Here is a 26,275-nt window from a genome sequence, read left to right on the forward strand (position 1 = left end):
CATCACAGCGTCCGCACCAGGCGCACGGCCATGGCGAGCCAGGCGGGTTCGGGAACCACCTGCTGGCGGGCGCCGGCACCGGGCGGCAGCAGGTGGAGCTTCCCGTCGCTGCGGGCGAGCAGCCGGCCGAACACGAAGCGGCCGGCAGGGCGGGGGACCAGCACGTCGCGGTTCATGGCGCTTCCGAACGCGTCGGGGGCCAGGCGGGCGCACCAGATCTCGTCGCCCGCCCGATAATCCCCGACGCCGCCGGAGACGGTGACGGCGACCAGGCTGGGATCGATCCTGGGGGCTGCGACCGTGGCGGCACGGCGGGGCGCGGTGGCGCCGCCGGCATCCAGGATCGCGGCCACGGACACGTCGGGGCGGTCGGGCAGCTTCACCAGATCGGCGGAATCGACGCCCAGCGCCTCTGCGATGCGGTTGAGCCAGCCGATCGAGACGGTGCGCGTGCCCGTCTCCAGCCGGCCGATCGTCTGGGCGGTGGTGCCGGGGCGGCAGCGCAGCGCCACCTCCTCCAGCGTCAGCCCCTTCGCACGGCGCACTTCGCGAATGGCGGTGATCATCTCCGGCTCCCGCAACAAACCATATCGGTTTGTCACTGTCCTACAAACAAGCCGCTGTGGCAAGGACGAGTCGCAACGATGGAGAGGCACGATGCGCGAAATGGCCGAACGCGGACTGGAGGGCGAACGGGTGGCGAGCACCCCGCCGGCGCGGGGGCGTCGCGGGGTCACGGTGAACCTGGCCGAATCGCCGCTGTCTTGGCTGCGGGCGCGCGGGTTGGTCAGCCCCCGCCAGTTCGATGCGGGCGAGCAGCTGCGCGAGGATTATGAGCGGGCGTCGCTGGGGCCGCGGGTGACGATGCGCTGGGATGCCGGGCCGCGGGGAAGCGGCAGTCGGGGTGCGCCCTCCGCAGGCACGCCGGGCGGGCCGCAGCTGTCGGCCAAGCGGCGTTTCGACGCGGCGATCGCGGCGGCGGGGCCGGGGCTGGCCGACGTGCTGTGGCGGGTGGTGTGTGCAGGGGAGGGCCTGCCGGCCGCGGAAAAGGCGCTCGGCTGGCCGGCGCGGGCCGGGCGGCTGGTGCTTACGCTGGCGCTCGATCGGCTGGCGGAGCACTACCGGCTTCCGTGAGGAACCGCCGATAGGCCCAGCCGATGCCGATCAACGCGAAGCCGAGGCCCAGGAAGGAGAGGATGCGCAGCACGCCCTCCAGCGCCGCGGCATCGACCAGGAACACCTTGAAGGTGGTGGCGGTGAGCAACAGCAGGCCGAGCAGGCGCAGGTCGGACGCCTTGGCGGTGATGCCGCGCCACAGCCAGAACAGCGACAGGCCCAGCATCGCGGCGGAATAGCCCCAGTTCTCGCCCGTGCCGAGCGGGCCGGTGAGGATGCTTCCGTGCGTCGCCTGGCGGACGGTGGCGACGAGTGCCAGCAGGGTGAGCGCGGCGGCGATCGGGCGGGTGCCGCGGCGGGGCGGCAGCGTCCAGAGCAGCGCGGCGGCGAGCGCGAAGTGCAGCGTGGCGGCGTTTAGCAGCGGGATCGCGCCCACCGCCTGGGGCACGCCGGCGGGGTTGAACACCATCAGGTCGAACCAGACGATGCGGGCGACGCCGAGCGCGAGCAGCAGGCTTGCGACGCGCGGGAGGCGGCGGTTGCGCACCAGCGCCCAGCCGGCGAGGAGCAGCGCCTGGGTGATGACCGCGCGTTCGACAAAGCCAACGGCGGCAAAGGCCGGGGGCTCGGCGATGGCAAGGGGCTGCTTGAGCAGGAGATAGGCGAGCAGCGGCACCGCGCCGCCGCCGACGGCAAGGGCGATGCGGCGGGCGCGGCCGAAGCTTTGCCGGTCGGCGAACAGGATCGAGACCAGCACGGCGGTGGGGAGGCCAAGGAAGCGCAGGATGTCGCGCAGCGGCGGCAGCAGGCGATAGGGCAGCATCTCGCCGAACAGCGAGCGGCCGAACGCTTCCGCCACCTGGGCGAGCGGGATCAGCGCCAGCACCAGCAGCCCGAGCAGCGGCAGGAGGGTCAGACGGCGCACCGAAGCGTCGCCGGTGGTACGGCCCCAGCCGGCGAGCGCGGCCATCGCGGCGGCGAGCGGCAGGGCGACCAGCGCGCCGGGCACGATCTGCTGGAGGCCGGCCGAGAGCAACACCGCGGCGGCGAGCCCACCGCCGACGAGGCCGGTGTCCTGCGCGTCGGCGCGGTCGCGGTGGCGCCAGCTCAGCCACGCGCAAGCGCCGGCGAGCAACAGGTCGAGCAGGCACCAGAAGCCGGGTTCGAGCAGCCGGGTGGCGGCGAGCTGGACGACGAGCACCGGTCCCGCGGTGCCGACGACGCCAAGCAGCGCCCAGCCGCGCCCCGTGCGCGACAGCAGCTGGCCGGGGATGGCGAAGAGCAGCGTGGCGAGGATGGCGGCGGTGGCGGTCACGCCGGGCGCGGGGCGCATCAGGCCGACGCCGAGCAGCACCAGCACCAAGCCGAGCGCGGCGACGGGCGCGGGCATCAGCTTGGGATCGCGCCACGCCAGGAACAGCGCGGCGGCCGACAGGACCAGGTAGAAGCCCCAGGCGAGCGGGCCGAAGTCGAGCAGGGGGGCGGCAAGCAGCAGCTGCGCGAGGCCTGCCACCATCGGCGCGGCACGCAGCCACGGGCGCCGGATGCCGGCGGAGGGGAGCGCGAGGGTGACGCCGAGCGCGAGCGCGACGATGAAGGCGGCAACGCCACCGACCTCGTCGGCGCGAACCGCGGCGAGCAGGAAGCCGGCCCAGCCGAACGCCGAGGCGCCGGCTGCGAGCGCCAGCCACATCCAGCCGCGGGCGACCGCCAGCCACAGCAGCGCCGCCACGAACAGGCCGAGATAGACGAGCAGCGGGCCGATGCCGGCGGCGTCGAAGCCGGCCACCAAGGGCGCGGCGAATCCGCCGGCCAGCGCCATGACCGCGGTGGGTGGGCCGTGGCGAAGCGCCAGCCCCAGCGCGATCCCGGTGATCGCGAGCATGATCGCGAAGCCGGCGATCGGGCTCACCAGGTCGTAGGCGGCGGCCGCGAGATAGAGGGTCGCATAGGCGCTGGCGATGCCGGCGCCGGCGAGCACCTGGGCGATGCGCGGGTCGTCGCGGGTGGCGGGCAGGCGGCGCGCGACTTCGCCGCCCGCAAGCAGCAGCAGTGCGAACAGCCCCGCGAGCGCGGTGCGGATGCCGGGGGTGAGCAGGCCGCTCTCGATCGACAGGCGCACCAGGAAGACGCCGGCGAGCACCAGCGCGGCGCCGCCGACCCAGACCGGCAGGCGGCCGCCGACCAGCGCCTCGAAGCTCGGCATCTCGAAGCGCGGCTTGGGCGGGGCCTCGCGTTCGGGCGGGACTGAGAGGGGCGCGGCGGGCGCAGCGGGGCGGCGGACGACGGCCGGCTCATCGCGGCGTTCGACCGCTGGCGGGGTGGTGGCTATCGGCTGGGCCGGTGCCTCGAACCGCGCCTCGACCAGCGCCTCGCGAAGGTACTCCACCTCGCGCTCGACCGCCGTCAGCCGGCGCCACATCAGGACGAGCGCGGCGACGATGCCGGCGAACAGAAGCGTCATGAACAGGTCCACGCCCGTGTTGTGGCACAGCTGTGGCCCCAAGTCCGCACGCAATCGCGTGGACGCGGGCAGCGGCTCGCCTATATGCGCGGGCGTCCTTCAGGAGTGCCCACCCATGCAGATCGCGTTCGTCAAATGCCACGGGTCGGGCAACGACTTCCCGCTGGTGGATGCGCGCGAGCTGGATCTGCCCGAAGACGCCTGGGTGCGGCTGGCGCGCGCGCTCGCCGATCGTGGCGGACCGGTCGGCGGCGACGGGCTGCTGCTGCTCACCCGCGGCGATGCCACCCATGCGTTCGGGATGCGGATGTTCAACTCCGACGGCAGCGAGGCGGAGACGTGCCTCAATGGCGTGCGCTGCACCGCGCGGCTGGGGTTCGAGCGGCTGGGGATCGCGGACGCGCGGGTGCTGCTCAAGACCAGCGACGCCGAGGCGCGGCTGCAGCCGGAACTGGCACCGGGCGTCACCACCATCCGCACGCGGGTGGGGCCGGTGTCGACGCGCGCCGCCGACGTCGGCCTGCGGATTGCGGAAGCCGAGGTGATCGATGCGCCGATCGCGGGGCTGCCGAGTGCGCGTGCGTTCACTGCCGTGGCGATGCCGAACCCGCATCTGGTGACGTTCGTGGAGCAGGTCGACGAGGCGGAGCTGGTCGCGCTGGGCGACTGGTGCGAGGCGGCACCCGCGCTGCTCCCTGCGCGCGGCAACGTCAGCTTCGTGGAGGTGCGGGGAAGCGACGACGCGCCGGCCTTGTTCGTGCGCACCTATGAGCGCGGCGTGGGCCTCACCAACAGCTGCGGCAGCGCGATGGCGGCCTCCACCTATGCGGCGGCGCGGACGGGACGCATCCCGTTCGACCGCGAGACGCGCGTGTTCAACCGCGGCGGCATGGTGCGGGCGAGCGCGACCGAGGCTGCCGAGGTGACGATTGCCGGCAACGCGACGTTCGAGTGGGAGGGGCGGATCGCGTTCGATCCTGCGACCGGCACCTTGGGTGAACTGGAAGTGGTTGCGCGGCGGCCGGACGAGGTTGCGGCTTGGGAGGCCATGCTCGCGGGGCTCTGAACCCGCCCTACCGCCGCCGGGCACCGTGTTCCTGCGCAGGCAGGAACCCAGGGCCAGGCAGAGCAACGCCTGTCCGCGTTCGGAACCCTGGGCTCCTGCCTTCGCAGGAGCACTGGAGGAGGCCGGCGTCGGGGCTCACCCTGGGGGCAAGTAGCACCATCAGGGTAGTCGCTCATTCCTGAAATTTCTCTCAGACAGCAAAACGCGCAATAAAATGTTGCAGACCGCGGCGCTGCTGGCGTAGGGGCGGCGCGATTTCGTTGGAAAGAGTGTCATGCCCGCATATCGTTCGCGTACCACCACCCACGGCCGCAACATGGCCGGCGCTCGCGGCCTGTGGCGCGCGACGGGGATGAAGGATTCGGACTTCGGCAAGCCGATCATCGCGGTGGTGAACAGCTTCACCCAGTTCGTGCCGGGGCACGTCCACCTCAAGGACCTGGGCCAGCTGGTCGCGCGCGAGATCGAGGCGGCGGGGGGCGTCGCCAAGGAGTTCAACACCATCGCGGTCGACGACGGCATCGCCATGGGCCACGGCGGCATGCTCTATTCGCTGCCGAGCCGCGAGCTGATCGCCGACAGCGTGGAATATATGGTCAACGCCCATTGCGCCGACGCGATGGTGTGCATCTCCAACTGCGACAAGATCACGCCCGGCATGCTGATGGCGGCGCTGCGCATCAACGTGCCCGCGGTGTTCGTCTCCGGCGGGCCGATGGAGGCCGGCAAGGTCGTGGTGAAGGGCAAGAAGCGCGCGCTCGACCTGGTCGACGCGATGGTGGTGGCCGCCGACGAGAGCTACAGCGACGAGGAAGTGGCCGCGGTCGAGCGTTCGGCGTGTCCGACCTGCGGCAGCTGCTCGGGCATGTTCACCGCGAACTCGATGAACTGCCTGACAGAAGCGCTGGGCCTGTCGCTGCCGGGCAACGGATCGACGCTGGCGACCCATGCCGACCGCGAGAAGCTGTTCCGCGAGGCCGGGCACCTGATCGTCGACCTCGCCAAGCGCTGGTACGAGCAGGACGACGTCACCGCGACGCCGCGCGGCATCGCCACCCTGGGCGCATTCGAGAATGCGATGAGCCTGGACATCGCCATGGGGGGCTCGACCAACACGGTGCTCCACCTGCTGGCGGCCGCGCATGAGGCGGGGGTCGACTTCACCATGGCCGACATCGACCGGCTGTCGCGGCGGGTGCCGTGCCTGTGCAAGGTCGCCCCCGCCAAGTCCGACGTGCACATGGAGGACGTCCACCGCGCCGGCGGCATCATGTCGATCCTGGGCGAGCTGGAGCGCGGCGGGCTGATCGATGCGGGCCTGCCGACGGTGCACGCGCCGACCATGGCGGACGCGCTGGCGCGCTGGGACATCGGCCGCACCAACAGCGAGGAGGTGCGGGACTTCTTCCGCGCGGCGCCTGGCGGCGTGCCGACCCAGACCGCGTTCAGCCAGTCCGAGCGCTGGGAAGATCTCGACACCGATCGGCAGAACGGTGTGATCCGTTCGACCGAGCATCCCTTCTCCAAGGACGGGGGCCTGGCGGTGCTGTTCGGCAACCTCGCGCCCGAGGGCTGCATCGTGAAGACGGCCGGCGTCGACGATTCGATCCTGACCTTCCGCGGACGTGCGCGCGTCTATGAGAGCCAGGATGCGGCGGTGGCGGGGATCCTGGGCAACCAGGTCGAGGCCGGCGACGTGGTGGTGATCCGCTACGAGGGCCCCAAGGGCGGGCCGGGGATGCAGGAAATGCTCTATCCGACCAGCTATCTGAAGTCGAAGGGGCTGGGCGCGGCCTGTGCGCTCATCACCGACGGGCGCTTCTCCGGCGGAACGTCGGGCCTGTCGATCGGCCATGTCTCGCCGGAAGCGGCCGAGGGTGGGCTGATCGCGCTGGTGGAGACGGGCGACCCGATCCTGATCGACATCCCGAACCGCGGCATCCGGCTGGACCTGGACGACGCGGTGCTCGCCGAGCGGCGCGCGGCAATGGAGGCGCGCGGGGCCAAGGCGTGGAAGCCGTTCGGCCGCAAGCGCGAGGTTTCGCCGGCATTGCGGGCGTACGCGGCGCTTACGACGAACGCTGCGCGCGGCGCGGTGCGCGATGTGAGCCAGGTGGAGGGGTAGGCGGATCGCTTTTTCCCGTATCCCCGCGCAGGCGGGGATCCAGGGTCCGGCAGAGCAACGCCTGGTAGCGCCCGGTACTCTGGGCTCCCGCCTGCGCGGGAGCACGGAAGGAGGGAGCGAGCGGGTACCGCTGCGCTTTGGGAGGGCGGTACGAACACGGCTTCTCGCACACCCTTCCCCGGCTGGACCGCCTCGGCTAGACCCGCGCGGATGACGCCACCCCTGGACTGCCCCAGCGAAGGCCGCTTCGACGGCGCCGAACACCGGTTCGCCCTGCGCGTCTATTTCGAGGACACGGACCTGTCCGGCGTGGTCTATCACGCCAACTACCTGCGCTACATGGAGCGGGCGCGCTCGGACATGCTGCGGCTGACCGGCTGCGACCAGCGTGCCGCGTTCGAGGCAGGCGAGGGGGCCTATGCGATCCGCGACCTGCACATCCGCTATGCGAGCCCTGCGCGCCTCAACGACGCGCTGGTGGTGGTCAGCCGCATGACGCAGTTGCGCGCGGCATCGGTCGTCATTCATCAACGAGTAATGCAGGGTTCGGTGTTGGTAGCCGAAGCGGAGGTCGAGGTGGCGTTCGTGGCACCATCGGGCACCCCGCGTCGGCATCCGCCGGCCTGGCGGCGCACGTTCGAGACCCTGATCTGGAAGGAAAGCTGAGAGCCTGATGGACGTTCTGGTAAATACCGACGCGGCCTCCATGTCGCCGATTGGCTTGTTCATGCAGGCGGACTGGGTCGTGAAGTTCGTGATGCTGGGGCTGTTGGCCGCCAGCATCTGGACCTGGGCGATCATCCTGACCTTCCTGGGCCGACTGCGCCGCGTGCGCCGCGACACCGAGGCGTTCGTCGAGGAGTTCGAGCGGACCGAGGACATCGACGCGTTCCACAAGAAGCACGTGACCGGCAAGAGCGCCGTCGCGCAGGTCTTTGCCGCGGGCGTGCGTGAATGGCGCCGCTCGACCGCGAGCACCACCATCGACCGCGACGGCACGCGCGAGCGGCTGGCCACCAGCATGGGATCGGCAGTGGCCGAGGAGGTCGACAAGCTGTCGGACCGGCTGAACGTGCTGGCGACGATCGGCTCGGTTGCGCCGTTCGTGGGCCTGTTCGGCACGGTGTGGGGCATCATGCGGAGCTTCACCGGCATCGCCCAGGCGCAGAACACCAGCCTGGCGGTGGTGGCGCCGGGCATCGCGGAGGCGCTGTTCGCCACCGCGATCGGCCTGTTCGCCGCCATCCCGGCGGTGATCGCGTACAACCGCTACAGCCACCGCATCAACCAGGTGGAGGCGCGGCTGAACCGCTTTGCCGACGCGTTCCACGCGACGCTGAGCCGCCAGCTGGAAGGCGTGGACTAAGCCCATGGCGATGCAGCTTCCGTCCAGCCGCGGCAAGGGCCGGCGCACGCCGATGGCGGAGATCAACGTGACCCCGTTGGTCGACGTGATGCTGGTGCTGCTGATCATCTTCATGGTGACGGCGCCGCTGCTCACCACCGGCGTGCCGGTGAACCTGCCCGACAGCCGCGCCAAGGGGCTGGAGCAGGAGCAGGAGCCGGTGCAGCTGTCGCTCGCCGCCGACGGCAGCATCTATCTGGGCGACACGCCCGTCAGCGAGCAGGCGTTGCCCGAGCAGCTGGCGCGCATCGTGGGCAGTCAGCCGGCCGGTGCCGAGCCGCGGCAGGTGATGCTGCGTGCCGACACCGCGCTCGATTATGGTCGGGTGATGCGGGTGATGGGCGAGCTCAACCGCGCGGGGCTGAACCGCGTGGCGCTGGTGTCGACGCAGGGGGACGCGCCCTGATCGTGCGCTTGCCAACGGAGGTGCGGCGATGAGCCGTACGGAAAAATGGGCGCTGGGCGGGGCTGCGATCGGGCACGCGCTGCTGTTCGTCGGCCTGTCGCTCGTCTGGAAGGGCGAGCAGCCCAAAGAGCTCAAGATGTCGCCGCCGATCGACGTCAGCCTGGTGGACGAGGTCGCGCTGGAATCGACCGCGCCGGCCGAGACCGAGGCGCCCGACCAGTCCGTGGCACCCGAGCAAGGCGCGCCGGAAGACGCGGCACCGCCGGAGGAGACCGCGCCCGAGCCGGAGCCCCAGCCCGCGCCTGCGCCCCCCGTGCCGCAGCCCAAGCCCGAGCCCCGGCCCGAGCCGAAGCCGGTGCCCAAGCCGCAGCCCGCTCCGAAGCCCGTTCCCAGGCCGCAGCCGCCCAAGCCCAAGCCGGCCCCGGCACCCAAGCCTGCGCCCAAGGCACCGGCAAAGCCCGCGCCCAAGGCGGAGCCGAAGCCGGCGGCAAAGCCGGCCGCAAAGCCCGCCCCGGCGAAGCCCGCAGCGGCCGCCGCCAAGCCCAAGGCGGCACCCGCGAAGGGCAGCGGCACCGACGCGGCGGCGAAGGCAGCCAAGCCGCGCGGGTCGCGCCTGGGCGCCGATTTCGCCAAGAGCCTGGCCGATACGGCAGCCGAGAAGGGCAAGGGCCAGACCGCGCGTGCGGCACAGGTGGGTGCGCAGTCGCTCGCCGGGCTCGCCGCGGCGATCAGCCGCCAGGTCCAGCCGTGCGCCAACCGGATCACCAATCCGGGGCCGGGCGCCAACCGTATCCGCTCGCGCATCAACCTGCAGATGGCGAAGGACGGTAGTCTGACCGCGCGTCCCAAGCTGATGGGCCAATCCGGCGTCGACGACGAGAACGGCCGCTATGCGCAGCGCGTGGGCGAACTCGCGGCGGCGGCAATCATCCAGTGCGCCCCCTTCGAACTGCCCGACGAGCTGTACGAAGGCGGGTGGAAGAACATCACCATCAACTACAAGCTGCCCGGCTGACGGAGAGAGCCATGCGTATCCCCTTGTCCCGCCTTGCCACGCTTGCGTTGGCATCCCTCAGCTGCGGCCTTGCCGCGGCGCCCGCCCATGCTCAGGTCGAAGTCGACATCGAAGGCGGCATCTCCGATCCGATGCCGATCGCGGTGCCGGTGATGCCGACCCCCAGCGATGTCGGCACCGCCGCCGGCCAGACCAGCGCGCTCGGCCGCCAGCTGGCCGAGGTGGTCGCGAACGACCTCAAGAACTCCGGCCTGTTCACCCCGCGCGGGCCGCAGGGCATCGCCGCGGTGCCGTTCGCCCAGGCCGCCGCACCCGACTTCGGCTATTGGGCCGGCACCCAGGCACAGGCGCTGGTGCAGGGCTTCGTACGCGCCAATGGCGACGGCACGCTGACGGTGGGCTGCTACCTCTATGACGTGTTCGCGCGCACCGAGCTGACCCGCCAGGGCTTCGTGGTGACGCCGGCCGAGTGGCGCCGCGCGGCCCACAAGTGCGCCGACACCGTCTACACCCGCCTTTCGGGCGAGGGGCCCTATTTCGACAGCCGCATCGTCTACGTCTCGGAGACGGGGCCCAAGGGCAAGCGCATCAAGCGCCTGGCGATCATGGACCAGGATGGTGCCAACCACCGCTTCCTGACCAACGGCCAGTCGATCGTGCTGACGCCGCGCTTTGCGCCCAACCAGCAGTCGATCGTCTACATGAGCTACCAGAACGAGCGGCCGGCGATCTATGTCTATGACATTGCATCGGGCCAGCAGCGGCTGCTGGTGCGCAATGCCAGCCTGACCTTTGCGCCGCGCTTCTCTCCGGACGGGCGCTGGGTGATCTTCTCCATGGCGCAGGCGTCGAACACCGACATCTATCGCGTGTCGGCGTCGGGCGGCACGCCGCAGCGGCTGACCAACTCGCCCGGCATCGACACCGGCGGCAGCTATTCGCCCGACGGCAGCAAGATCGTGTTCGAGAGCGATCGCTCGGGCACGCAGCAGCTCTACGTCATGAACGCGGACGGCTCCAACCAGCAGCGCATCAGCTTCGGGTCGGGCCGCTATGCGACCCCGTCGTGGAGCCCGCGCGGCGACCTGATCGCGTTCACGCGCCAGGGCGGCGGCAGCTTCCGCATCGGCGTGATGAGCCCATCGGGCGGCGGCGAAAAGCTGCTCTCGGACGCATGGGGCGACGAGGGGCCGAGCTGGTCGCCCAACGGCCGCGTCCTCACCTTCTTCCGCGCGTCGCAGGGCGGGGCAGGCAAGGCAGACGTGTGGTCGGTCGATCTGACCGGCCAGAACGTCCGCCGCATTCCGACGCCGCTCGACGGGTCGGATCCGAGCTGGGGGCCGCTGCGCCCCTAAACGGGCGCCGGCACCCGCAGGGCGGCGTCCCAGAACCAGGCTTTAGCACTTGCCGCCGCATCGGGTTGTGGCGGAATATACATCTGTAATCGAGGAGACAGCTGATGGCGAAACTGACGAGCAAGTTGATCGTGGCGGCGGCCCTGGTGGCGACGGCCGGCTGCGCCAAGAAGCGCCCCGAAGTGCTGCCGCCCGCCCCGGGCGAGACCGCTGCGCCGGTCGACGGCACCGGCACCGGCGGCCAGACGGGCACCGGCGTGGTCCCGGGCAGCCGCGAGGACTTCCAGCAGTCAGTCGCGAGCGACACCGTCAACTTCGCGCTCGACAGCTATGACATCGATCCGCAGGCGCGCTCGATCCTGGACAGCCAGGCATCGTGGCTGCAGCGCTACCCGAACGTGCGCATCACCATCGAGGGCCATGCCGACGAGCGCGGCACCCGCGAATACAACTTGGCGCTGGGCGATCGCCGTGCGAACGCCGCCTCCAACTATCTGGCGGCACGCGGCGTCGCGGCGGCGCGGATCACCACGATCAGCTATGGCAAGGAGCGTCCGCTGGCGCTCGGCTCGGACGAGAGCTCCTACGCGAAGAACCGCCGCGCGGTGACCGTCGTCCTCCAGTAACCACCAGCCGCCGCCGGAACCGGGCTGGTTTCGGCGGCGTTCCCCTTGGGCATGAAGCCCGTCCAGCCGCCTGCGATCCGCGACCCGGTCGACCTCGTCACCGCCAAGCTGCACGCCTGGGTCAACGGCTTCTTCCTCCAGCTCCCCAACATCGTCGCCGCGATCGTGCTGCTGCTGGTGGCATGGGGCGTCGGCAAGGCGATCGCCTGGGGTATCCGCCGGGTCGGGCGACGGCGCCACCGCCTGGACTTGAGCGCGGTGCTCGGGTCGCTCGCCTTCGGCGCCGTCATGGTGGCCGCGCTGCTGCTGGCGGCGACCATCGTCTTCCCCAGCGTCAAGCCGGCGGACGTGCTCGCGACGCTCGGCATCGGTTCGGTCGCGATCGGCTTTGCCTTCAAGGAAATCCTGCAGAACCTGTTTGCGGGCCTCTTGCTGCTGATGCGGCGGCCGTTCCGGCGCGGCGACCAGATCGTCATCAAGGACTATGAGGGCACGGTCGAGCACATCCAGAGCCGCGCGACCCTGATCAAGACCTATGACGGCAGGCGCGTCATCATCCCCAATGCGGACCTCTATATCTCGCCGGTGATGGTCAACACGGCCTTCCCGGTGCGGCGCGAGCAGTTCGACGTCGGCATCGGCTATGGCGACAAGCCGTCCCATGCCGCCGAGCTGTTCCTGGAAGCGATCCGCAAGGTGGAGGGCGTGGTCGCGGACCCGGCGCCCGAGGTGCTGCCCTGGGGCCTGGACGACAATTACATCACCCTGCGCGCGCGCTGGTGGACGGAATCGAAGCGCACCAGCGTGGTCCACATCCGGTCGCGCGTGGTGCTGGCGCTGTACGAGACGGCGATCGCGCATGGCATCGACCTGCCGTTCCCGACCCAGATGGTGCTGTTCCACGACCAGACCGAAGAGGCCGACGGCGACCGCGCCCGGCAGCGCGAGGGCTGGCCCGCGGGCGGGCGGCCGCCGCGCGCGCGACGGCTTCGGCGGGAAGGCGCTATCGAAGAGGGCGCGCAGGAAGAGCGCGTCGTCACAGAGGGGGCGCGAGAGGAGCGCTGAGCGCTGCGTCTCTGCGTACCCCGGCGGAGGCCGGGGCCCAGTTGGGAAGGCGGCTGTGGGTGCGCGAAATCGAGACGGCGGCGCAACTGGGCCCCGGCCTTCGCCGGGGTACGGTGTCGTGCGGGGCGGCGCGTTCCTTTGTATCTCGTGGGTGGGACTGGGCTGAGCAACGCAGGAGCCTAGGGTTGCTCGCGCCCCCCCTTGTTGTCCCGCTCCGATCCCGCTTGCGTTTCTGCCGACCTGATATAAAAGTGATATTACATTTAACAGGGAGGCGGAGATGGCATCGGATCGGGTGTTGCGGCAGAGCCTGGAGCGGCCGGCGACGACGTACAACGGCTTCGTGATGCTGCTGGCGGGGCTCGGATTGATCGTGCTCGGCGCCGTGGGCGCGCTCAACGCGCCGGTACATCCCTGGGGGATCGTGCTCCTGATCGTGGCCGGGGTTGCGCTGCTGCTGGTGGCCTGCGGCTTCTACCTGCTCCAGCCCAACCAGGCGGCGGCGATCCTGCTGTTCGGCGACTATCGCGGCACCGATCGCACGACGGGCCTGCGCTGGAATTGGCCGTGGCTCACCAAGTCCAAGATTTCGGTGCGCATCCACAACATCACGTCCGAGCGGCTGAAGGTGAACGACCTGCGCGGCAACCCGATCGAGATCGCGTCCAACGTCGTGTGGCGCGTTGCCGACACTGCGCAGGCGCTGTTCGACGTCGACGACTATAAGGCGTTCGTGATGGTGCAGATCGAGAGCGCGGTGCGCGCGATCGGATCGCGCTATCCGTATGACGACTTCACCCATGAGGAGATGACGCTGCGCGGCAACGCCGATGTGGTGAGCGAGGAACTGCGCGTCGAGCTGCAGGAGCGCGTGGCGAGTGCGGGCGTGCAGGTCGACGAATGCCGGCTGACCCACCTGGCCTATGCGCAGGAGATCGCCCAGGCGATGCTCCGCCGCCAGCAGGCGGAGGCGGTGATCGCCGCCCGGCAGAAGCTGGTCGAGGGTGCCGTCTCGATGGTCGAGACCGCGCTCGCCCAGCTGTCGGAGAAGAACGTGGTCGAGCTCGACGACGAGCGGCGCGCGGCGATGGTGTCGAACCTGATGGTGGTGCTCTGTTCGGAGCGCGACACCCAGCCGGTCGTGAACGCAGGCTCGCTGTACCAGTAACGTGGCTGCGCCCCCCAAAAAGGCGTTCCCCCTGCGCCTCGATCCCGCGCTCTATGCGGCGATCGAGCGCTCGGCTGCGGGCGAACTGCGCAGCGTCAACGCGCAGGTCGAATGCCTGCTGCGCGAGGCGCTGGCGAAGCGGGGCGTGAAGCTTGCCGATCCCCAGCCGGTCCGCCGCGGTCGGCCGCCCAAGGAGAGCGATCATGGCGAATGAGAAGCCGGGCCAGGACGACATCTGGTTCGCCCCCAAGCGCTTCGGCTACGGCGCCGGTTGGCCGATCGCATGGCAGGGGTGGGTGCTGCTGGGGGGCTATCTCGCGATGCTGCTGCTGGGCTCGCACTATGTCGCGCCGGGGCATCCGATCGGCTTCGGCATCTTCGTGAGCGTCCTGACGATCGCCGTCCTCGCCCTCTCCGCCACCCATACGCGCGGCGGGTGGCGGTGGCGCTGGGGCGGCGACGACGAATAGCCGGGCTTTGCACCACCCGCGTCCGGAAGGGCTTGCCCCTGCTGCCGCCGCATTCGACAGGGATCCGAAGGCAGCGAGGGGGAAGCGCGATGTGGATCGAGGTGGTCGGCTGGTCTGGATCCTTCCTGATCCTGCTCGCCTATGCGCTGCTGTCGACCGGCCGGCTGGATGCGCGCGGCGTGCCGTATCAGCTGATGAACGTCGCCGGCGCGCTCGGCATGGCGATCAACGGCTGGGCGCATGGCGCGCTGCCGAGCGTCTTCAACAACGCGATCTGGATGGCCATCGGCCTGCTCGCGCTCGCAGGGCTGCGCGTCCGGCGGGCGTAGCCCACGTCCTCAGGCAACGCGGGTCGGGGTCGGTAGCAGCAAAGCGTCGAAGGCTTCGACCGGCATCGGGCGGCCGTAGAGATAGCCCTGGGCGACCGTGCAGCCGCACTGGGCGAGCAGGTCGCGCTGCGCCTCGGTCTCGACACCCTCGGCGATGACCTCGATTCCGAGCATGCTGCCGAGGAACGCCATGGCGGTGACCACCGCCGCATCGGCCTCGTCATCGACAAGGTCGCGAACGAAGCTGCGGTCGATCTTGATCCTGCTGATCGGATAGTGCTTCAGCACGCTCAGCGAGGCATAGCCGGTGCCGAAGTCGTCCAGCGCGACGCCCACCCCCTGGTCGCGGAGCACGCGCAGGGGGGCGAGCATGGTCTCGTCTTCCCGCAGGATGATGTTCTCGGTCACCTCCAGTTCCAGGGCGCTGGGGGGCAGCCCATGCCGGTCGAGCTCGGCGCGGACGCGCTCGGCAAGCGTGCCGTCCCGAAACTGCGCGCTGAACAGGTTGATGCCCAGCACGAAGCCGGGGGTGCCCGCATGCCAGCGGGCGGCTTGGCGGCATGCCGTCTCCAGCACCCAATGCCCCACGTCATGCGCGAGACGCCCGGATTCCAGCGCGGGCAGGAAGGCGTCGGGCGTCAGCAGCCCGCGCTCGGGATGCTGCCAGCGCAGCAGCGCTTCCGCGCCGAGCAGGGCGCCGTCGGCCAGCCGGACCTGGGGCTGGTAGAAGAGCCGGAACTGGCCCTGGTCGAGCGCGTCGCGCAACTCGCCCTCGAACGCGCGGCGGTGCAAGGCCGCGCTGCGCAGCGCAGGCGTGTAGAAGCGCTGACAGTGCCGCCCCTCGCTCTTGGCCTGGTACATGGCGAGGTCGGCAGCGGAGAGCAGGTCCTCCGCATCCGTGCCGTCGCCCGGAAAGGTGGTGACGCCCACGCTGGCGCTGACATGCACGTCCTGCCGCTCCAGCGCGATGGGGGCGGAGACCGTCTCGGTCAGCCGATCGGCGATGGTGGTGGCATGCGCGCGCGGATCCGCGCCCGGCAGCAGGATCGCGAACTCGTCGCCCCCGAGCCGGGCGACCGTGTCGAACGGCCGGACGCAGTCGAGCAGGCGAGCCGCGATCGTCTTGAGCACCGCGTCGCCGGACGAATGGCCGAGCGTGTCGTTCACGTCCTTGAACTGGTCCAGGTCCAGCATCAGCAGCGCGAACGGCTCGTCGCGCGCGACCAGGGCCGAGGTGCGGTCGAGCAGCGCGGCGCGGTTGGGAAGCTCGGTCAGGGGATCGAAATGCGCCATGTGGAACAGCCGGTCCTCGGCCGCGCGCCGCTCCGTCAGGTCGCGCATGATCGATCCGAACGCCGCATGCGGGCCTTCCGACCACATCGACAGCGAGAGTTCGATCGGAAACTCGCGGCCGTCCTTGTGCAGCGCGACCAATTCGACCTTGCGTCCGATCAGCTTGGTGGTGCCGCCGTGTGCGGCACGCATGAGGCCACCGTCGTGCAATCCCCGCGCCTTGGGCGGCACGATGATGTCGATGTCCTGACCCTCGGCCTCGTCGGCGGTGAAGCCGAACATGGCCTCGGCCCCTGCGTTCCAGAAGCTGATGCGGCCATGATGGTCGGCGACCACGATCGCGTCGGGCGTGGTCGCGGCGATGTTGTGGAAGCGCGATTGGCCGATGCTGCGCGCGATCTCCAGGCGGCGCACCTCGAGCCGGTTCATGACGATCGCGGCAAGCGCCAAGAGGTTGGCACGATCCGCGTCGGTGAAGCGGCTGCGCGGGCGCGGGTCGATCAGGCACAGCGTGCCGATGCCATAGCCCTCCCGCGTGCGCAGCGGCGCGCCGGCATAGAAGCGGATGAAGGGCGTGTCGGTCACCAGCGGATTGTCGGCGAAGCGAGCATCGGTGCTCGCATCGAGCACGACCAGCTCCGCCTCATCGGCGAGCGCATGCGCGCAGAAGGAGATCTCGCGCGGCGTCGTGGAGATGTCGGTGCCGACGGCCGCCTGGAACACCTGCCGGTCGTCGGCGACGAAGGAGACGGCGGCGCTCGCGGTGCCGAACACGCGCGATGCCAGCCGGGTGATCTCGTCCAGCCCGAGGTCCACGTCGGGCCCAAGCGCATCATATTCGGCGAGCGCCGCGAGGCGTTCTTCCTCATTCCACAGGAGCGGGGGCAGGCGCATGCGGTCTCCGGCCGACAATGAGAGACCATTATGTGATTCGAAAGGCTAAGGTTCCGTTAGCCACGCTGCATGCCCGGCCGCGCGAGACGCAGCCGGGCGGCGCATCACGCCTCGCCGAAGACGCGGGCGAAGATCGTGTCGACGTTCTTGAAGTGGTAGTCGAGGTCGAAGCGCGCCTCGATCTCTTCCGGCGAGAGTGCGGCGGTGACTTCGGGATCGGCCTTGAGCAGGTCGAGCAGCGACAGGGCGCCGTCCGATTCCCACACCTTCATCGCGTTGCGCTGGACGAGGCGATAGGCGTCCTCGCGGGACACGCCCGCTTGCGTCAGCGCCAGCAGCACGCGCTGCGAGTGGACCAGCCCGCCCATGCGGTCGAGGTTCTTCTGCATCCGCGCCGGATAGACGAGCAGCTTGTCCATCACGCCGGTGAGGCGTGCGAGCGCGAAGTCGAGGGTGATCGTCGCGTCCGGGCCGATGTAGCGCTCGACCGAGGAGTGCGAGATGTCGCGCTCGTGCCACAGCGCCACATTCTCCATCGCCGGGATGGTGGCGCTGCGGACCATGCGGGCGAGGCCGGTCAGGTTCTCGGTCAGCACCGGGTTGCGCTTGTGCGGCATCGCCGACGAGCCCTTCTGGCCCGGCGAGAAATATTCCTCGGCCTCGAGCACTTCGGTGCGCTGGAGGTGGCGGACCTCGGTCGCGAGGCGTTCGATCGAGGAAGCGATGACGCCCAGCGTCGCGAAGAACATGGCGTGGCGATCGCGCGGGATCACCTGGGTCGAGACGGGCTCTACCGAGAGGCCGAGCTTGTCGGCGACATAGGCTTCGACGCGCGGGTCGATGTTGGCGAAGGTGCCGACCGCGCCGGAGATCGCGCAGGTGGCGACGTCCGCGCGCGCCGCCACCAGGCGGGCGCGGTTGCGGGCGAACTCGGCGTAGGCCTCTGCCATCTTGAGGCCGAAGGTCACCGGCTCGGCATGGATGCCGTGGCTGCGGCCGATCGTGGGCGTGAGCTTGTGCTCATAGGCGCGGCGCTTGAGCACCTCGAGCAGCCGGTCGAGATCGGCGAGGAGGATGTCGGACGCGCGGGCGAGCTGCACCGCCAGGCAGGTGTCGAGCACGTCGGACGAGGTCATGCCCTGGTGCAGGAAGCGGGCTTCCGGCCCGGTGCGTTCCGACACATGGGTCAGGAAGGCGATGACGTCGTGCTTGGTCTCCGCCTCGATCGCATCGATGCGGGCGATGTCGAACGGGCCGGCGGCTTCGTGCGCGGCCCAGATCTTGGCGGCAGCTTCCTTGGGCACCACGCCCAGTTCGGCGAGCGCATCGGTGGCGTGCGCCTCGATCTCGAACCAGATCGCGAAGCGGGTCTCTGGCGACCAGATCGCGGTCATCTCTGGGCGGGCGTAGCGGGGAACCATGCGGGTCTGCCTGTCTGGAGTTTCGGTTGGCCGCCGAATGCCAACGCTTTGCCCCCGAGTCGAGCGGAAAAGCCGACAAGATGTCGTCTGAATAGTGGCCGCCTAGTGGTGCAAACCAAGAATTACTGCCTATATTCTTCTCACAGCCAGAAGCGCTGCGCCGACATCGTGCCGGTGCGCGCAAACATCGGAAATGGAGGCTGAAGATGTTGAAGCAAATTCTTCTGATCGGTGCGATGACGGTTGCTGCGCCTGCACTGGCGCAGACCGGCCAGACCACGCCGGGAAGTCCGTCCGCGGGAATGGGTACGCCGGGTGCGCAGCCGCAAATCTTGCCCTCGACGGCGACTACGCCGAGCGCGACGCAGGCAGCGCCGCAATCGACGCCGGATGCGCAGTCGTCCGCGGCCGCCACCCCGTCGCAGATCGCACAGGTGGTCGAGCAGGATTTCCCCAAATATTCGGGCGGCAAGGAGACGCTGACGCAGACGCAGTTCGGTGCCTGGATGGCCTCGCTGCGCTCGGCGACCGAGCCCGGCGCCACCGCCGACAGCCCGCAGATGAAGACCTGGATCACCCAGGCCTTTGCGCAGGCGGACACCGACAAGTCGAAGTCGGTGACCAAGGCGGAGCTGACGAGCTTCCTGACCAGCGCGGCGGGCTGACCCAGCAGCAGGTGACCCAAGCACCCCATTCCGGCCTCCTTCCCCTGGGCCGGTGCCGGCCGCCGGACGTCTGTCCGGCGGCCGTTTGCGTTGTCGGGGTGGGCACTTCGCCGTGGGTGTGGAGCGTCGGTATTCGGGAGGGAGCGCCAGATTTGGCAGAAGCAGGGTGAAGGGTCCGCGCCCCTGCTGAGACATCCCCACCTGGGCCCCGGCCTTCGCCGGGGTACGGGACGGTTTGCCGACCAAACGCGCCCACCTGCGCCGACTTTTTACCCTTGGGCCTTCTTCGTACCCCGGAGAAGGCCGGGGCCCAGTTGGGGTGTCCTCGCGTGGATACGCGGTGCGTATGATTTTCCCGGTGCCGCCCCTACATCAGCCCCTTGGCGCGCAGGCTGGTATGGCCTTGCGTGCCGATCACGATGTGGTCGTGGACGGCGATGTCGAGGTGCCTGGCCGCCTGCATCACGATGCGGGTGAGGTCGATGTCGGCGCGGCTGGGGGTCACGTCGCCGCTGGGGTGGTTATGGACCAGGATGATCGCCGCCGAGCCGAGCTCGATCGCGCGGCGGATCACTTCGCGCGCATAGATGGGCGCCTGGTCGATCGAGCCCTCCGCCACGAGTTCGTCGCGGATCAGCATGTTGCGGACGTTGAGGTGCAGGACGCGCACCCGCTCGATGCTGTGATAGGCCATTTCAGCCTGCAGATAGTCGAGCACGGCCTGCCAATTGGACAGCACCGGCCGCGCCGCCATCTCGCCGCGCAGCATGCGGATCGCCGACGCATGGGCGATCTTGAGCGCGGCGACGGCGGTGTCGCCCATGCCGGGCACGCGGGCGATGGCGCGGGGATCGGCCGACAGCAGCCCGCCCAGCCCGCCGAATTCGTGCAGCAGCGCCTTGGCGAGCGGCTTGGTGTCGCGGCGCGGGATCGCCAGGGCGAGCAGATACTCGATCAGCTCATGGTCGAGCAGTGCTTCCCCGCCGTCGTCGAGCAGCCGGCCGCGCAGGCGTGCGCGGTGGCCGGTGCCGTCGGTGCTGGGCCCAGGCGGGGCGGATGCGTTCATGGCGCGTTGAGGCTAGGCGGTGCAAAGCCCGGGCGCAATCGTGGCGCTTGACCCGATGGGAGGGGGCCGTAACGATCGCTGGCGATGGGAGAGTGGCAATCCGCGTGACGCCTGGGACGATCGACACGCCGGAGGACCTGCCCGGGCGGCGGCGCTGGTCGCGTCGCAGGCGCGGCGCGCTGGCCGTGGCGCTCGTCCTGCTGCTGGCGCTGGTGGCACTGTGGTTCAACCGCCGGCCGATCGCCGACAGCTTCGTGCGCCGCGCGCTCGCCGACCGGGGCGTGCCCGCCCGCTACAAGATTTCCGACCTCAGCTTCGGCCGCCAGCGGCTGACCGACGTGGTGATCGGCGACCCCCGCAACCCGGACCTCGTCGCCGACTGGGCGGAGCTGCGCACGCGCATGACGCTGCGCGGGCCCGAGGTGACGGGCGTGCGGGTGGGCCGGGTGCGGCTGCGCGGGCGGCTGGTGGACGGCAAGGTGTCGCTGGGCGCGATCGACAAGCTGATGCCGGCCCCCTCGGGAAAGCCGTTCGCGCTGCCCGAACTCGACGCGCAGATCGGCGACGCGCGCATGCGGCTGGAGACGCCGGGCGGCTTGGTGGGGCTGAAGCTCACCGGCAGCGGCCGGCTGGACGACGGGTTCTCGGGCAACCTCGCGGCGGTGTCCGATCGGCTGGGGATCGGCGATGCGTGCACGGCCGGGCAGCTGCGCGCGGCGGTGGCGATCCGGATCGCCGACGCGCGGCCGACCATCGCAGGGCCGGTGCGGGCCGGATCGCTTGCGTGCGGCGACACCCGCCTGGCGGGGCTCGCCACTCGCATCGACCTGACGCTCGGCGAGCGGCTCGACCGCTGGCAGGGGCGCGCCGAGCTTGCCGCCGCCGAAGTGGCGGGCGCCGGCGCCCGGGTGCGCGGCGTGACGGGCCGGCTCGACTTCACCGGCAGCGCGCGCGACACCCAGGGCCAGGCGGCGCTGGAGAGCGGCGCCTTCGCCGCGGCCGGCATCGGCGGCGAGGCGCTGGCGATCGACGGCCGCTACCGGATCGGGGTGGAGCAGGGCTTCCAGGGCAATGCGCAAGTGCGCGGCGCTGCGTTGCCGGCGGCGACGCTTCGGCAGGTCGCCGGGCTGGCCGAGGCCGGCGCGGGATCGCCGGTCGGGCCGCTCATGGCGGCGATCGCCAGGGCCGGCGTCGCCGCGGGCCGGCGATTCGACGCGGGCGCCGAACTGGACGCCACCAACGGCGCCAAGGGCGGGCGCGTCGTGGTGCGGCGACTGTCGGCACAGGCCGCGAGCGGCGCGCAGGTCGTGCTCTCGGGCGCCGAGGGCGTCGCCTATGGCTGGCCGGACGGCAGCGCGTCGCTCAACGGCACGCTGACGATCGGCGGCGGCGGCCTGCCCGAGGCGGCGGTCCAGCTCGCGCAGGCGCAGCCCGGCGGCGCCGTCACCGGCACCGCGATCGTGCGGCCCTATGCCGCGGGCGGCGCGCGGCTGGCGCTCACCCCCGTCCGCTTCACCCGCGCACGCGATGGCAGCACCCGCTTCGACACCCAGGCGACGCTGAGCGGACCGCTGGCGGACGGCCGCGTCGACGGGCTGGTGGTGCCGCTGTCGGGGCGCTGGGACGGGGGTGCCGCGGTGGCGGTGAACCCGGACTGCACGACCGTCGCGTGGCAGCGGCTGGCCGTGTCCTCGCTGGTGCTGAACCCTGCGCGGCTGCGGCTCTGTCCCACCGGCAGGGCGCTGGTGGCGGTGAACCGCGCCGGGTTGGGCGGCGGCGCGCGGCTGGGTGCGACGCGACTTGACGGACGGCTGGGCGGCACGCCGTTAACACTGGCGATGCGCGGCGGGCGGCTGGACCTCGCCCGCCTCGACTTCGCGCTCGACGGCGTGGAGAGCCGGCTGGGGGCGCCGGAGCGGGTGACCCGGATCGACGCGGGTCGGCTGGAGGGGCGGATCGCAGGCGGCGGCGTCGGCGGGCGCTTTGCGGACGCGGCCGGGCAGATCGCCAACGTGCCGCTGCTGCTGTCGGGTGCTGCTGGCGAGTGGCGCTTTGCCGGCGGCGTGCTGAAGCTCGCCGGCGGGCTGAAGCTGGACGACACCCAGACCGGCGAGCAGCGCCGGTTCGAGACGATGGCGAGCGACGATGTCGCGCTGACGCTGGCGGGCAACACCATCACCGCGACCGGGACGCTCAAGCACCCGGCCAAGCAGGTGATGGTGGCGACCGTCGCGATCACCCACGAGCTCGGGACGGGCGCCGGCACCGCCGACCTCAAGGTGCCGGGCATTGCCTTTGGCGACGCCTTCCAGCCCGAGGAGCTGACGCCGCTCACCTTCGGCGTGATCGCCGAGGTGAAGGGCAGCGTTTCGGGCGACGGGCACATCGCCTGGAACGCGGACGGCGTGACCAGCACCGGCACGTTCCGCACCGAAGACGCCGAGCTTGCGGCTGCGTTCGGCCCCGCGACCGGCATTTCGGGCGAGGTCCACTTCACCGATCTGCTGGGGCTGGTGACGGCGCCGAACCAGCTGCTCACCATCGGCGAGGCCAATCCGGGCATCCCGTTCAAGGACGGCCAGCTGCGCTATCGGCTGATCCCGGAGCAGCGCATCCAGATCGAGGGCGGGCGCTGGCCGCTTGCGGGCGGCGAGATGGTGCTGGAGCCGACCGTGCTCGACTTTTCGCCCCAAAAGGACCGGCGCATGACCTTCCGCGTGACGGGGGTGGATGCGGGCCTGTTCCTCCAGGAGTTCGAGTTCAAGAATCTGAGCGCCAGCGGCACCTTCGACGGGGTGCTGCCGATGATCTTCGACCAGCGCGGCGGCCGCATCGAGGGCGGGCGGCTGGTGGCGCGCGAGGGCGGGGGCAACATCGCCTATGTGGGCGAAGTGACCAAGGAGGACGTCGGCTTCTGGGGCAATCTGGCGTTCCAGGCGCTGAAGAGCCTCGATTACCGCAACCTCACGCTGGAGATGAACGGGCCGCTGGCGGGCGAGATGATCACCGCGATCCGCTTTGCCGGTGTGAGCCAGGGCGAGGGCACCAGCTCCAACTTCCTGATCCGGCGACTCGCGCGGCTGCCGCTCGTCTTCAACGTCCGGATCAAGGCGCCTTTCCGCCAGCTGATCGACTCGGTGCAGAGCTATTATGATCCGGGCCGGCTGATCGAGCGCAACCTGCCCGCGCTGATGGAAGCGCAGGAGCAGCAGGGCGGGGCGCCCGCGCAGCAGCCTTCGGCACCGACGGGGGCGACCCCGCCCGTTCAGCCCCCGGAAAGCGACGATAGACCATGAACAACACGATGAGGCGTGCAGATGCATAGGTGGATGGCGGCGGCGCTCGGCGTCGCGACGGTGGCGGCGACGAGCGCGTGCGTGAACGTGAGCGCACCGGACAAGCCGATCGAGATCAACCTGAACATCAACATCACGCAGGAAGTGGTGTATCGTCTGGATGGCGAGGCGAAGAGCCTGATCCAGCAGAACCCGGGGATTTTCTGATGCGCAAGGGAATGAAGATCGTGTTCGCGGCCGCAGCGGCGGTGGCGGTCACCGGCATGGCGGGTGCTGCCTGGGCGCAGCGCGACCCCGCCTATGAAGCCGCGCGCGAGGCCGGCAAGGTCGGCGAGCAGCCCGACGGCTATCTTGGGATCGTCGGCAATGCCACGCCAGAACTGCGCGCGCTGGTCAACAGCATCAACATCAAGCGCAAGGCCGCCTATACCCGCGGCGCCAGCAACGGCGCGACCGTGGAGCAGTTCGCTTTTGTGTCCGGCTGCAACCTGATCGCCAAGACCCGGCCGGGCGAGAAGTACAAGGGCCCGGACGGCAGCTGGAAGACCCGCGGGGCCGGCGCGCCGGAGCGCGACCCGCGCTGCGTCTGACCGCCTGAGCCGCCGTTTCCGCTGGAACGGCGGCGGACCGGCCGCGTCCGTGCGTTCGCGCCCCATTGTCGGCCGCCCTTCCGCAGCGTAGATTTCGCGCCGTGCCGCCAAGGCACCGGCCGAAACTGCGGCCGAATGGGGGGAGGGGCGAAATGGCACCGGCGCAGCTGAGTGTGATCTTCTTTTTGCAATTGTTCGCGATCGTCGCGGTCTCCCGCGGCGTGGGCTGGCTTGCCCGGCGCTACCTGGGACAGCCGCAGGTCGTGGGGGAGATGATCGCGGGGGTCATCCTGGGCCCGTCGCTGTTCGGCCTGCTCGCGCCCGATCTCCAGGAGATGCTGTTCCCCAAGGAGGCGCGCGGCATCCTCTACGCCGGCGCGCAGCTGGGCGTCGGGCTCTACATGTTCCTGGTCGGGCTGGGCTTCCGCGCCGATCACTTCCGCAGCAATGCCGGCAGTGCGGCCGCGGTGTCGCTGTCCGGCATGGCGGCCCCGTTCCTGGTGGCGGTGGCGATCACGCCCTGGCTGGTCGGCATCCCCGGCCTGTTCACGCCCAGCGTCACGCAGATGCAGGCGACGCTGTTCATGGGCGCGTGCATTGCGATCACCGCCTTTCCGATGCTGGCGCGCATCATCCACGAGCGCGGGCTTTCGGGCACCCCGCTCGGCACCCTCTCGCTGTCTGCGGGCGCGATCGACGATGCGGGTGCCTGGACGGTGCTGGCGGTGGTGCTCGCGACCTTCGGCGACGGCCCGATGGTGGCGGTGAAGGCGATCGGTGGCGCGATCCTGTTCGCGGTGGTGGTGCTCGGCCTGGGGCCGCGCCTGCTGGCGCCGCTCGGCCGCCGGGCGGAAGCGCGCGGCGGGATCGCGCAAGGCGACCTGGCGATCGCGCTGATGCTGTTCCTGGGCGCCGCCTTCGCGATGGACGCGGTGGGCATGCACGCGGTGTTCGGCGGCTTCCTGCTGGGCGTGGTCATGCCGCGCGGCGTCTTTGCCGAGGGGCTGCGCCGCCAGCTGGAGCCGGTGACGGTGGTGCTGCTGCTGCCGATGTTCTTCGCCTTCTCCGGCCTCAACACCCAGCTGACGCTGGTCGACAACCTGGGCCTGCTGGGCGTCACGCTCGCGATCCTGGCCGCGTCGGTGCTGGCCAAGGGCGGCGCCTGCTGGGCGGCGGCGCGGCTGACCGGGCAGGATAATCCGACCGCGCTCGGCATCGGCGCGCTGATGAACGCGCGCGGGCTGATGGAGCTGATCATCATCAACATCGGGCTGCAGCGCGGCATCATCGGCCCGGCGCTGTTCTCGATCCTGGTGCTGATGGCGATCCTGACGACGCTGATGGCGTCGCCGCTGTTCGAGCTGGTCTATGGCCGCCGCGCGCGCAGCACCGGCGCGCTGGGTACACTCTCGGAGGAAGAGGGCATCAGCGCGCGCGAGGCGGTCGCCGCGCGCTGATCCCGGTCACGGCCGGGGGGCGGTGGCGTCCCCCGGCCGGGCACGGGGCGCGAACTCGACAAAGGCGGTCATCGCCGTCCACACGGCCAGGGTGGGCATCAGCTTGGGCGGCAGGGTGGTGCCCGCGGGGCCGATCAGCGCCACCACCTGCGGCAGGCAGGCGATCCCGACCGCGGTGTAGACGAAATAGACGAACCGCCGCTGGCTCGACGAGATGTAGAGGATGCTGATCACGATCGCGGAGCACAGGACCAGCACCAGCGTGAAGTCGGCGGTCTCCAGCGTCTCGGTGCCCGCGAGGACGAAGCCCAGCACCGCCCCGAAGAAGATGTTGATCCCGTTCAGATTGGCCCGATATTCCTCGTCGGTCATGCGGGCGCCCTCGAACAGGCGCCTGGCGAGTTTGCGCATGGCTGGCTCCCCCAATTCCCCTTTGCAGAACATTGCCGGAAGCCGCGGGCTTGGCAACGTGCACGCCACGCGCGCGGGCCTGTTGCAGCGATGCTGCACGCGTGCCGCAGGAGGCGGTGCAGAACTGTTACAAAGGTTGACTTGAAACGCACCCCTTCCTAAACGGGCGCCGCCTTGGCGGGGTTGCTCGCCGTACATGCGTTCCTCCCCCGAACAATGCTTTAGGAGAGGATGGCGCATGGCGGAAAACGGCCCCGGGCAGGACCCTTATGGTTCCGAGGATTCGCGCCTCACGTCGCTGGAACAGCGGCTGAAGCAGGCGAATCATGCGGAGGCCGTGCGGACGGGGCGTGCGAAGGCGGGGGTCGATCGGAATTATTCGCTCGGCAACCGCGTGCTCGCGACGCTCCTCGGGTCCCTTGTCGGCGGCGCGCTGATCGGCTGGTTGCTAGACCGCTGGTTCGGAACGTCGCCCTGGCTCCTGCTCACGCTGCTTGCCCTTGGGGTAGGCGCCGGGTTCAGGAACATCATCAAGATTGCTGGCGAGCGCCCGGAATAACCGGGCGTTCGTC

The 26,275-nt window shown here is 70.4% G+C and carries 26 protein-coding genes; 20 read left to right on the plus strand and 6 right to left on the minus strand.

The genetic code is table 11. The annotated features are described in order from the left end of the window. Positions 1–2: 2 nt before the first annotated feature. The gene (locus EDF69_RS05555; RefSeq protein WP_132882614.1) at positions 3–566 is read right to left on the minus strand and encodes a helix-turn-helix domain-containing protein; all 564 of its coding nucleotides are present in this window, start codon (positions 564–566) and stop codon (positions 3–5) included. 91 nt (positions 567–657) lie between these two features. On the opposite strand from EDF69_RS05555, the gene EDF69_RS05560 reads away from it, so the two are divergent. Then, positions 658–1,134, plus strand: coding sequence for a DUF6456 domain-containing protein (locus EDF69_RS05560; RefSeq protein WP_132882613.1), 477 nt, complete (start codon positions 658–660; stop codon positions 1,132–1,134). Here EDF69_RS05560 and EDF69_RS05565 read toward each other — a convergent pair. Next, positions 1,088–3,622, minus strand: a complete 2,535-nt coding sequence (locus EDF69_RS05565; protein WP_239555321.1) for a DUF2339 domain-containing protein — start codon at positions 3,620–3,622, stop codon at positions 1,088–1,090. The two genes, EDF69_RS05560 and EDF69_RS05565, sit on opposite strands and share 47 nt — an antisense overlap. Before the next feature lie 73 nt (positions 3,623–3,695). On the opposite strand from EDF69_RS05565, the gene dapF reads away from it, so the two are divergent. From dapF to EDF69_RS05630, 13 genes are all read left to right on the plus strand, one after another. After that, positions 3,696–4,646 (plus strand): diaminopimelate epimerase, encoded by a 951-nt coding sequence (dapF, locus tag EDF69_RS05570; RefSeq protein ID WP_132882612.1) that lies wholly within the window; start codon positions 3,696–3,698, stop codon positions 4,644–4,646. A gap of 274 nt (positions 4,647–4,920) precedes the next feature. Then, positions 4,921–6,771, plus strand: coding sequence for a dihydroxy-acid dehydratase (ilvD, locus tag EDF69_RS05575; protein ID WP_132882611.1), 1,851 nt, complete (start codon positions 4,921–4,923; stop codon positions 6,769–6,771). A gap of 210 nt (positions 6,772–6,981) precedes the next feature. Beyond that, positions 6,982–7,437 carry a YbgC/FadM family acyl-CoA thioesterase gene (locus tag EDF69_RS05580; RefSeq protein ID WP_132882610.1) on the plus strand — a complete coding sequence of 152 codons (456 nt, stop codon included), beginning with the start codon at positions 6,982–6,984 and terminating at the stop codon, positions 7,435–7,437. A 7-nt stretch (positions 7,438–7,444) separates the two neighbouring features. Then, positions 7,445–8,137, plus strand: a complete 693-nt coding sequence (gene tolQ / locus EDF69_RS05585) for a protein TolQ (RefSeq protein ID WP_132882609.1) — start codon at positions 7,445–7,447, stop codon at positions 8,135–8,137. Between the two features lie 4 nt (positions 8,138–8,141). Further along, positions 8,142–8,582 (plus strand): protein TolR, encoded by a 441-nt coding sequence (gene tolR, locus EDF69_RS05590; protein ID WP_125959043.1) that lies wholly within the window; start codon positions 8,142–8,144, stop codon positions 8,580–8,582. A 28-nt stretch (positions 8,583–8,610) separates the two neighbouring features. Further along, complete coding sequence (locus tag EDF69_RS05595) at positions 8,611–9,597, plus strand: cell envelope biogenesis protein TolA (protein ID WP_132882608.1); 987 nt, start codon at positions 8,611–8,613, stop codon at positions 9,595–9,597. Between the two features lie 11 nt (positions 9,598–9,608). Beyond that, positions 9,609–10,952: a Tol-Pal system beta propeller repeat protein TolB gene (gene tolB, locus EDF69_RS05600; RefSeq protein ID WP_132882607.1), complete on the plus strand. Its 1,344-nt coding sequence runs from the start codon at positions 9,609–9,611 to the stop codon at positions 10,950–10,952. A gap of 104 nt (positions 10,953–11,056) precedes the next feature. After that, positions 11,057–11,578, plus strand: coding sequence for a peptidoglycan-associated lipoprotein Pal (gene pal / locus EDF69_RS05605; protein WP_132882606.1), 522 nt, complete (start codon positions 11,057–11,059; stop codon positions 11,576–11,578). A gap of 51 nt (positions 11,579–11,629) precedes the next feature. Then, positions 11,630–12,643, plus strand: a complete 1,014-nt coding sequence (locus tag EDF69_RS05610; RefSeq protein WP_132882605.1) for a mechanosensitive ion channel family protein — start codon at positions 11,630–11,632, stop codon at positions 12,641–12,643. A 280-nt stretch (positions 12,644–12,923) separates the two neighbouring features. Continuing rightward, positions 12,924–13,811 carry an SPFH domain-containing protein gene (locus EDF69_RS05615; RefSeq protein ID WP_132882604.1) on the plus strand — a complete coding sequence of 296 codons (888 nt, stop codon included), beginning with the start codon at positions 12,924–12,926 and terminating at the stop codon, positions 13,809–13,811. 1 nt (position 13,812) lies between these two features. Next, positions 13,813–14,025, plus strand: coding sequence for a toxin-antitoxin system HicB family antitoxin (locus EDF69_RS05620; protein ID WP_132882603.1), 213 nt, complete (start codon positions 13,813–13,815; stop codon positions 14,023–14,025). Beyond that, positions 14,015–14,281: a hypothetical protein gene (locus EDF69_RS05625; protein ID WP_132882602.1), complete on the plus strand. Its 267-nt coding sequence runs from the start codon at positions 14,015–14,017 to the stop codon at positions 14,279–14,281. The genes EDF69_RS05620 and EDF69_RS05625 overlap by 11 nt, the downstream gene beginning before the upstream one ends. Before the next feature lie 89 nt (positions 14,282–14,370). Then, complete coding sequence (locus EDF69_RS05630; protein WP_132882601.1) at positions 14,371–14,610, plus strand: CBU_0592 family membrane protein; 240 nt, start codon at positions 14,371–14,373, stop codon at positions 14,608–14,610. 9 nt (positions 14,611–14,619) lie between these two features. On the opposite strand, the gene EDF69_RS05635 is transcribed toward EDF69_RS05630, so the two are convergent. After that, positions 14,620–16,797, minus strand: a complete 2,178-nt coding sequence (locus EDF69_RS05635) for a putative bifunctional diguanylate cyclase/phosphodiesterase (protein ID WP_132882600.1) — start codon at positions 16,795–16,797, stop codon at positions 14,620–14,622. Positions 16,798–16,901: 104 nt separating this feature from the next. Further along, positions 16,902–18,218, minus strand: a complete 1,317-nt coding sequence (purB, locus tag EDF69_RS05640) for an adenylosuccinate lyase (protein WP_132882599.1) — start codon at positions 18,216–18,218, stop codon at positions 16,902–16,904. Positions 18,219–18,424: 206 nt separating this feature from the next. On the opposite strand from purB, the gene EDF69_RS05645 reads away from it, so the two are divergent. Further along, positions 18,425–18,883, plus strand: a complete 459-nt coding sequence (locus tag EDF69_RS05645; RefSeq protein WP_132882598.1) for a hypothetical protein — start codon at positions 18,425–18,427, stop codon at positions 18,881–18,883. A 367-nt stretch (positions 18,884–19,250) separates the two neighbouring features. On the opposite strand, the gene radC is transcribed toward EDF69_RS05645, so the two are convergent. Further along, a complete protein-coding gene (gene radC / locus EDF69_RS05650; RefSeq protein WP_132882597.1) occupies positions 19,251–19,949 on the minus strand; it encodes a RadC family protein in 699 nt (232 codons plus the stop codon). 92 nt (positions 19,950–20,041) lie between these two features. Between radC and EDF69_RS05655 the strand changes: the two genes are divergently transcribed. From EDF69_RS05655 to EDF69_RS05670, 4 genes are all read left to right on the plus strand, one after another. Continuing rightward, positions 20,042–23,245 (plus strand): YdbH domain-containing protein, encoded by a 3,204-nt coding sequence (locus EDF69_RS05655; protein ID WP_339538009.1) that lies wholly within the window; start codon positions 20,042–20,044, stop codon positions 23,243–23,245. 33 nt (positions 23,246–23,278) lie between these two features. Next, positions 23,279–23,452: a YnbE family lipoprotein gene (locus EDF69_RS05660; protein ID WP_132882665.1), complete on the plus strand. Its 174-nt coding sequence runs from the start codon at positions 23,279–23,281 to the stop codon at positions 23,450–23,452. Continuing rightward, the gene (locus EDF69_RS05665; RefSeq protein WP_239555323.1) at positions 23,452–23,835 is read left to right on the plus strand and encodes a YdbL family protein; all 384 of its coding nucleotides are present in this window, start codon (positions 23,452–23,454) and stop codon (positions 23,833–23,835) included. Before EDF69_RS05660 ends, EDF69_RS05665 begins: the two co-directional genes overlap by 1 nt. Positions 23,836–23,987: 152 nt before the next feature. Beyond that, positions 23,988–25,292, plus strand: coding sequence for a cation:proton antiporter (locus EDF69_RS05670; RefSeq protein WP_132882595.1), 1,305 nt, complete (start codon positions 23,988–23,990; stop codon positions 25,290–25,292). A 6-nt stretch (positions 25,293–25,298) separates the two neighbouring features. On the opposite strand, the gene EDF69_RS05675 is transcribed toward EDF69_RS05670, so the two are convergent. Then, a complete protein-coding gene (locus tag EDF69_RS05675; RefSeq protein WP_132882594.1) occupies positions 25,299–25,703 on the minus strand; it encodes a hypothetical protein in 405 nt (134 codons plus the stop codon). Positions 25,704–25,941: 238 nt separating this feature from the next. On the opposite strand from EDF69_RS05675, the gene EDF69_RS05680 reads away from it, so the two are divergent. Further along, complete coding sequence (locus tag EDF69_RS05680; RefSeq protein ID WP_125959025.1) at positions 25,942–26,262, plus strand: AtpZ/AtpI family protein; 321 nt, start codon at positions 25,942–25,944, stop codon at positions 26,260–26,262. The last annotated feature ends 13 nt before the right edge of the window (positions 26,263–26,275 follow it).

Source organism: Sphingomonas sp. JUb134, from assembly GCF_004341505.2.
Lineage (GTDB): Bacteria > Pseudomonadota > Alphaproteobacteria > Sphingomonadales > Sphingomonadaceae > Sphingomonas.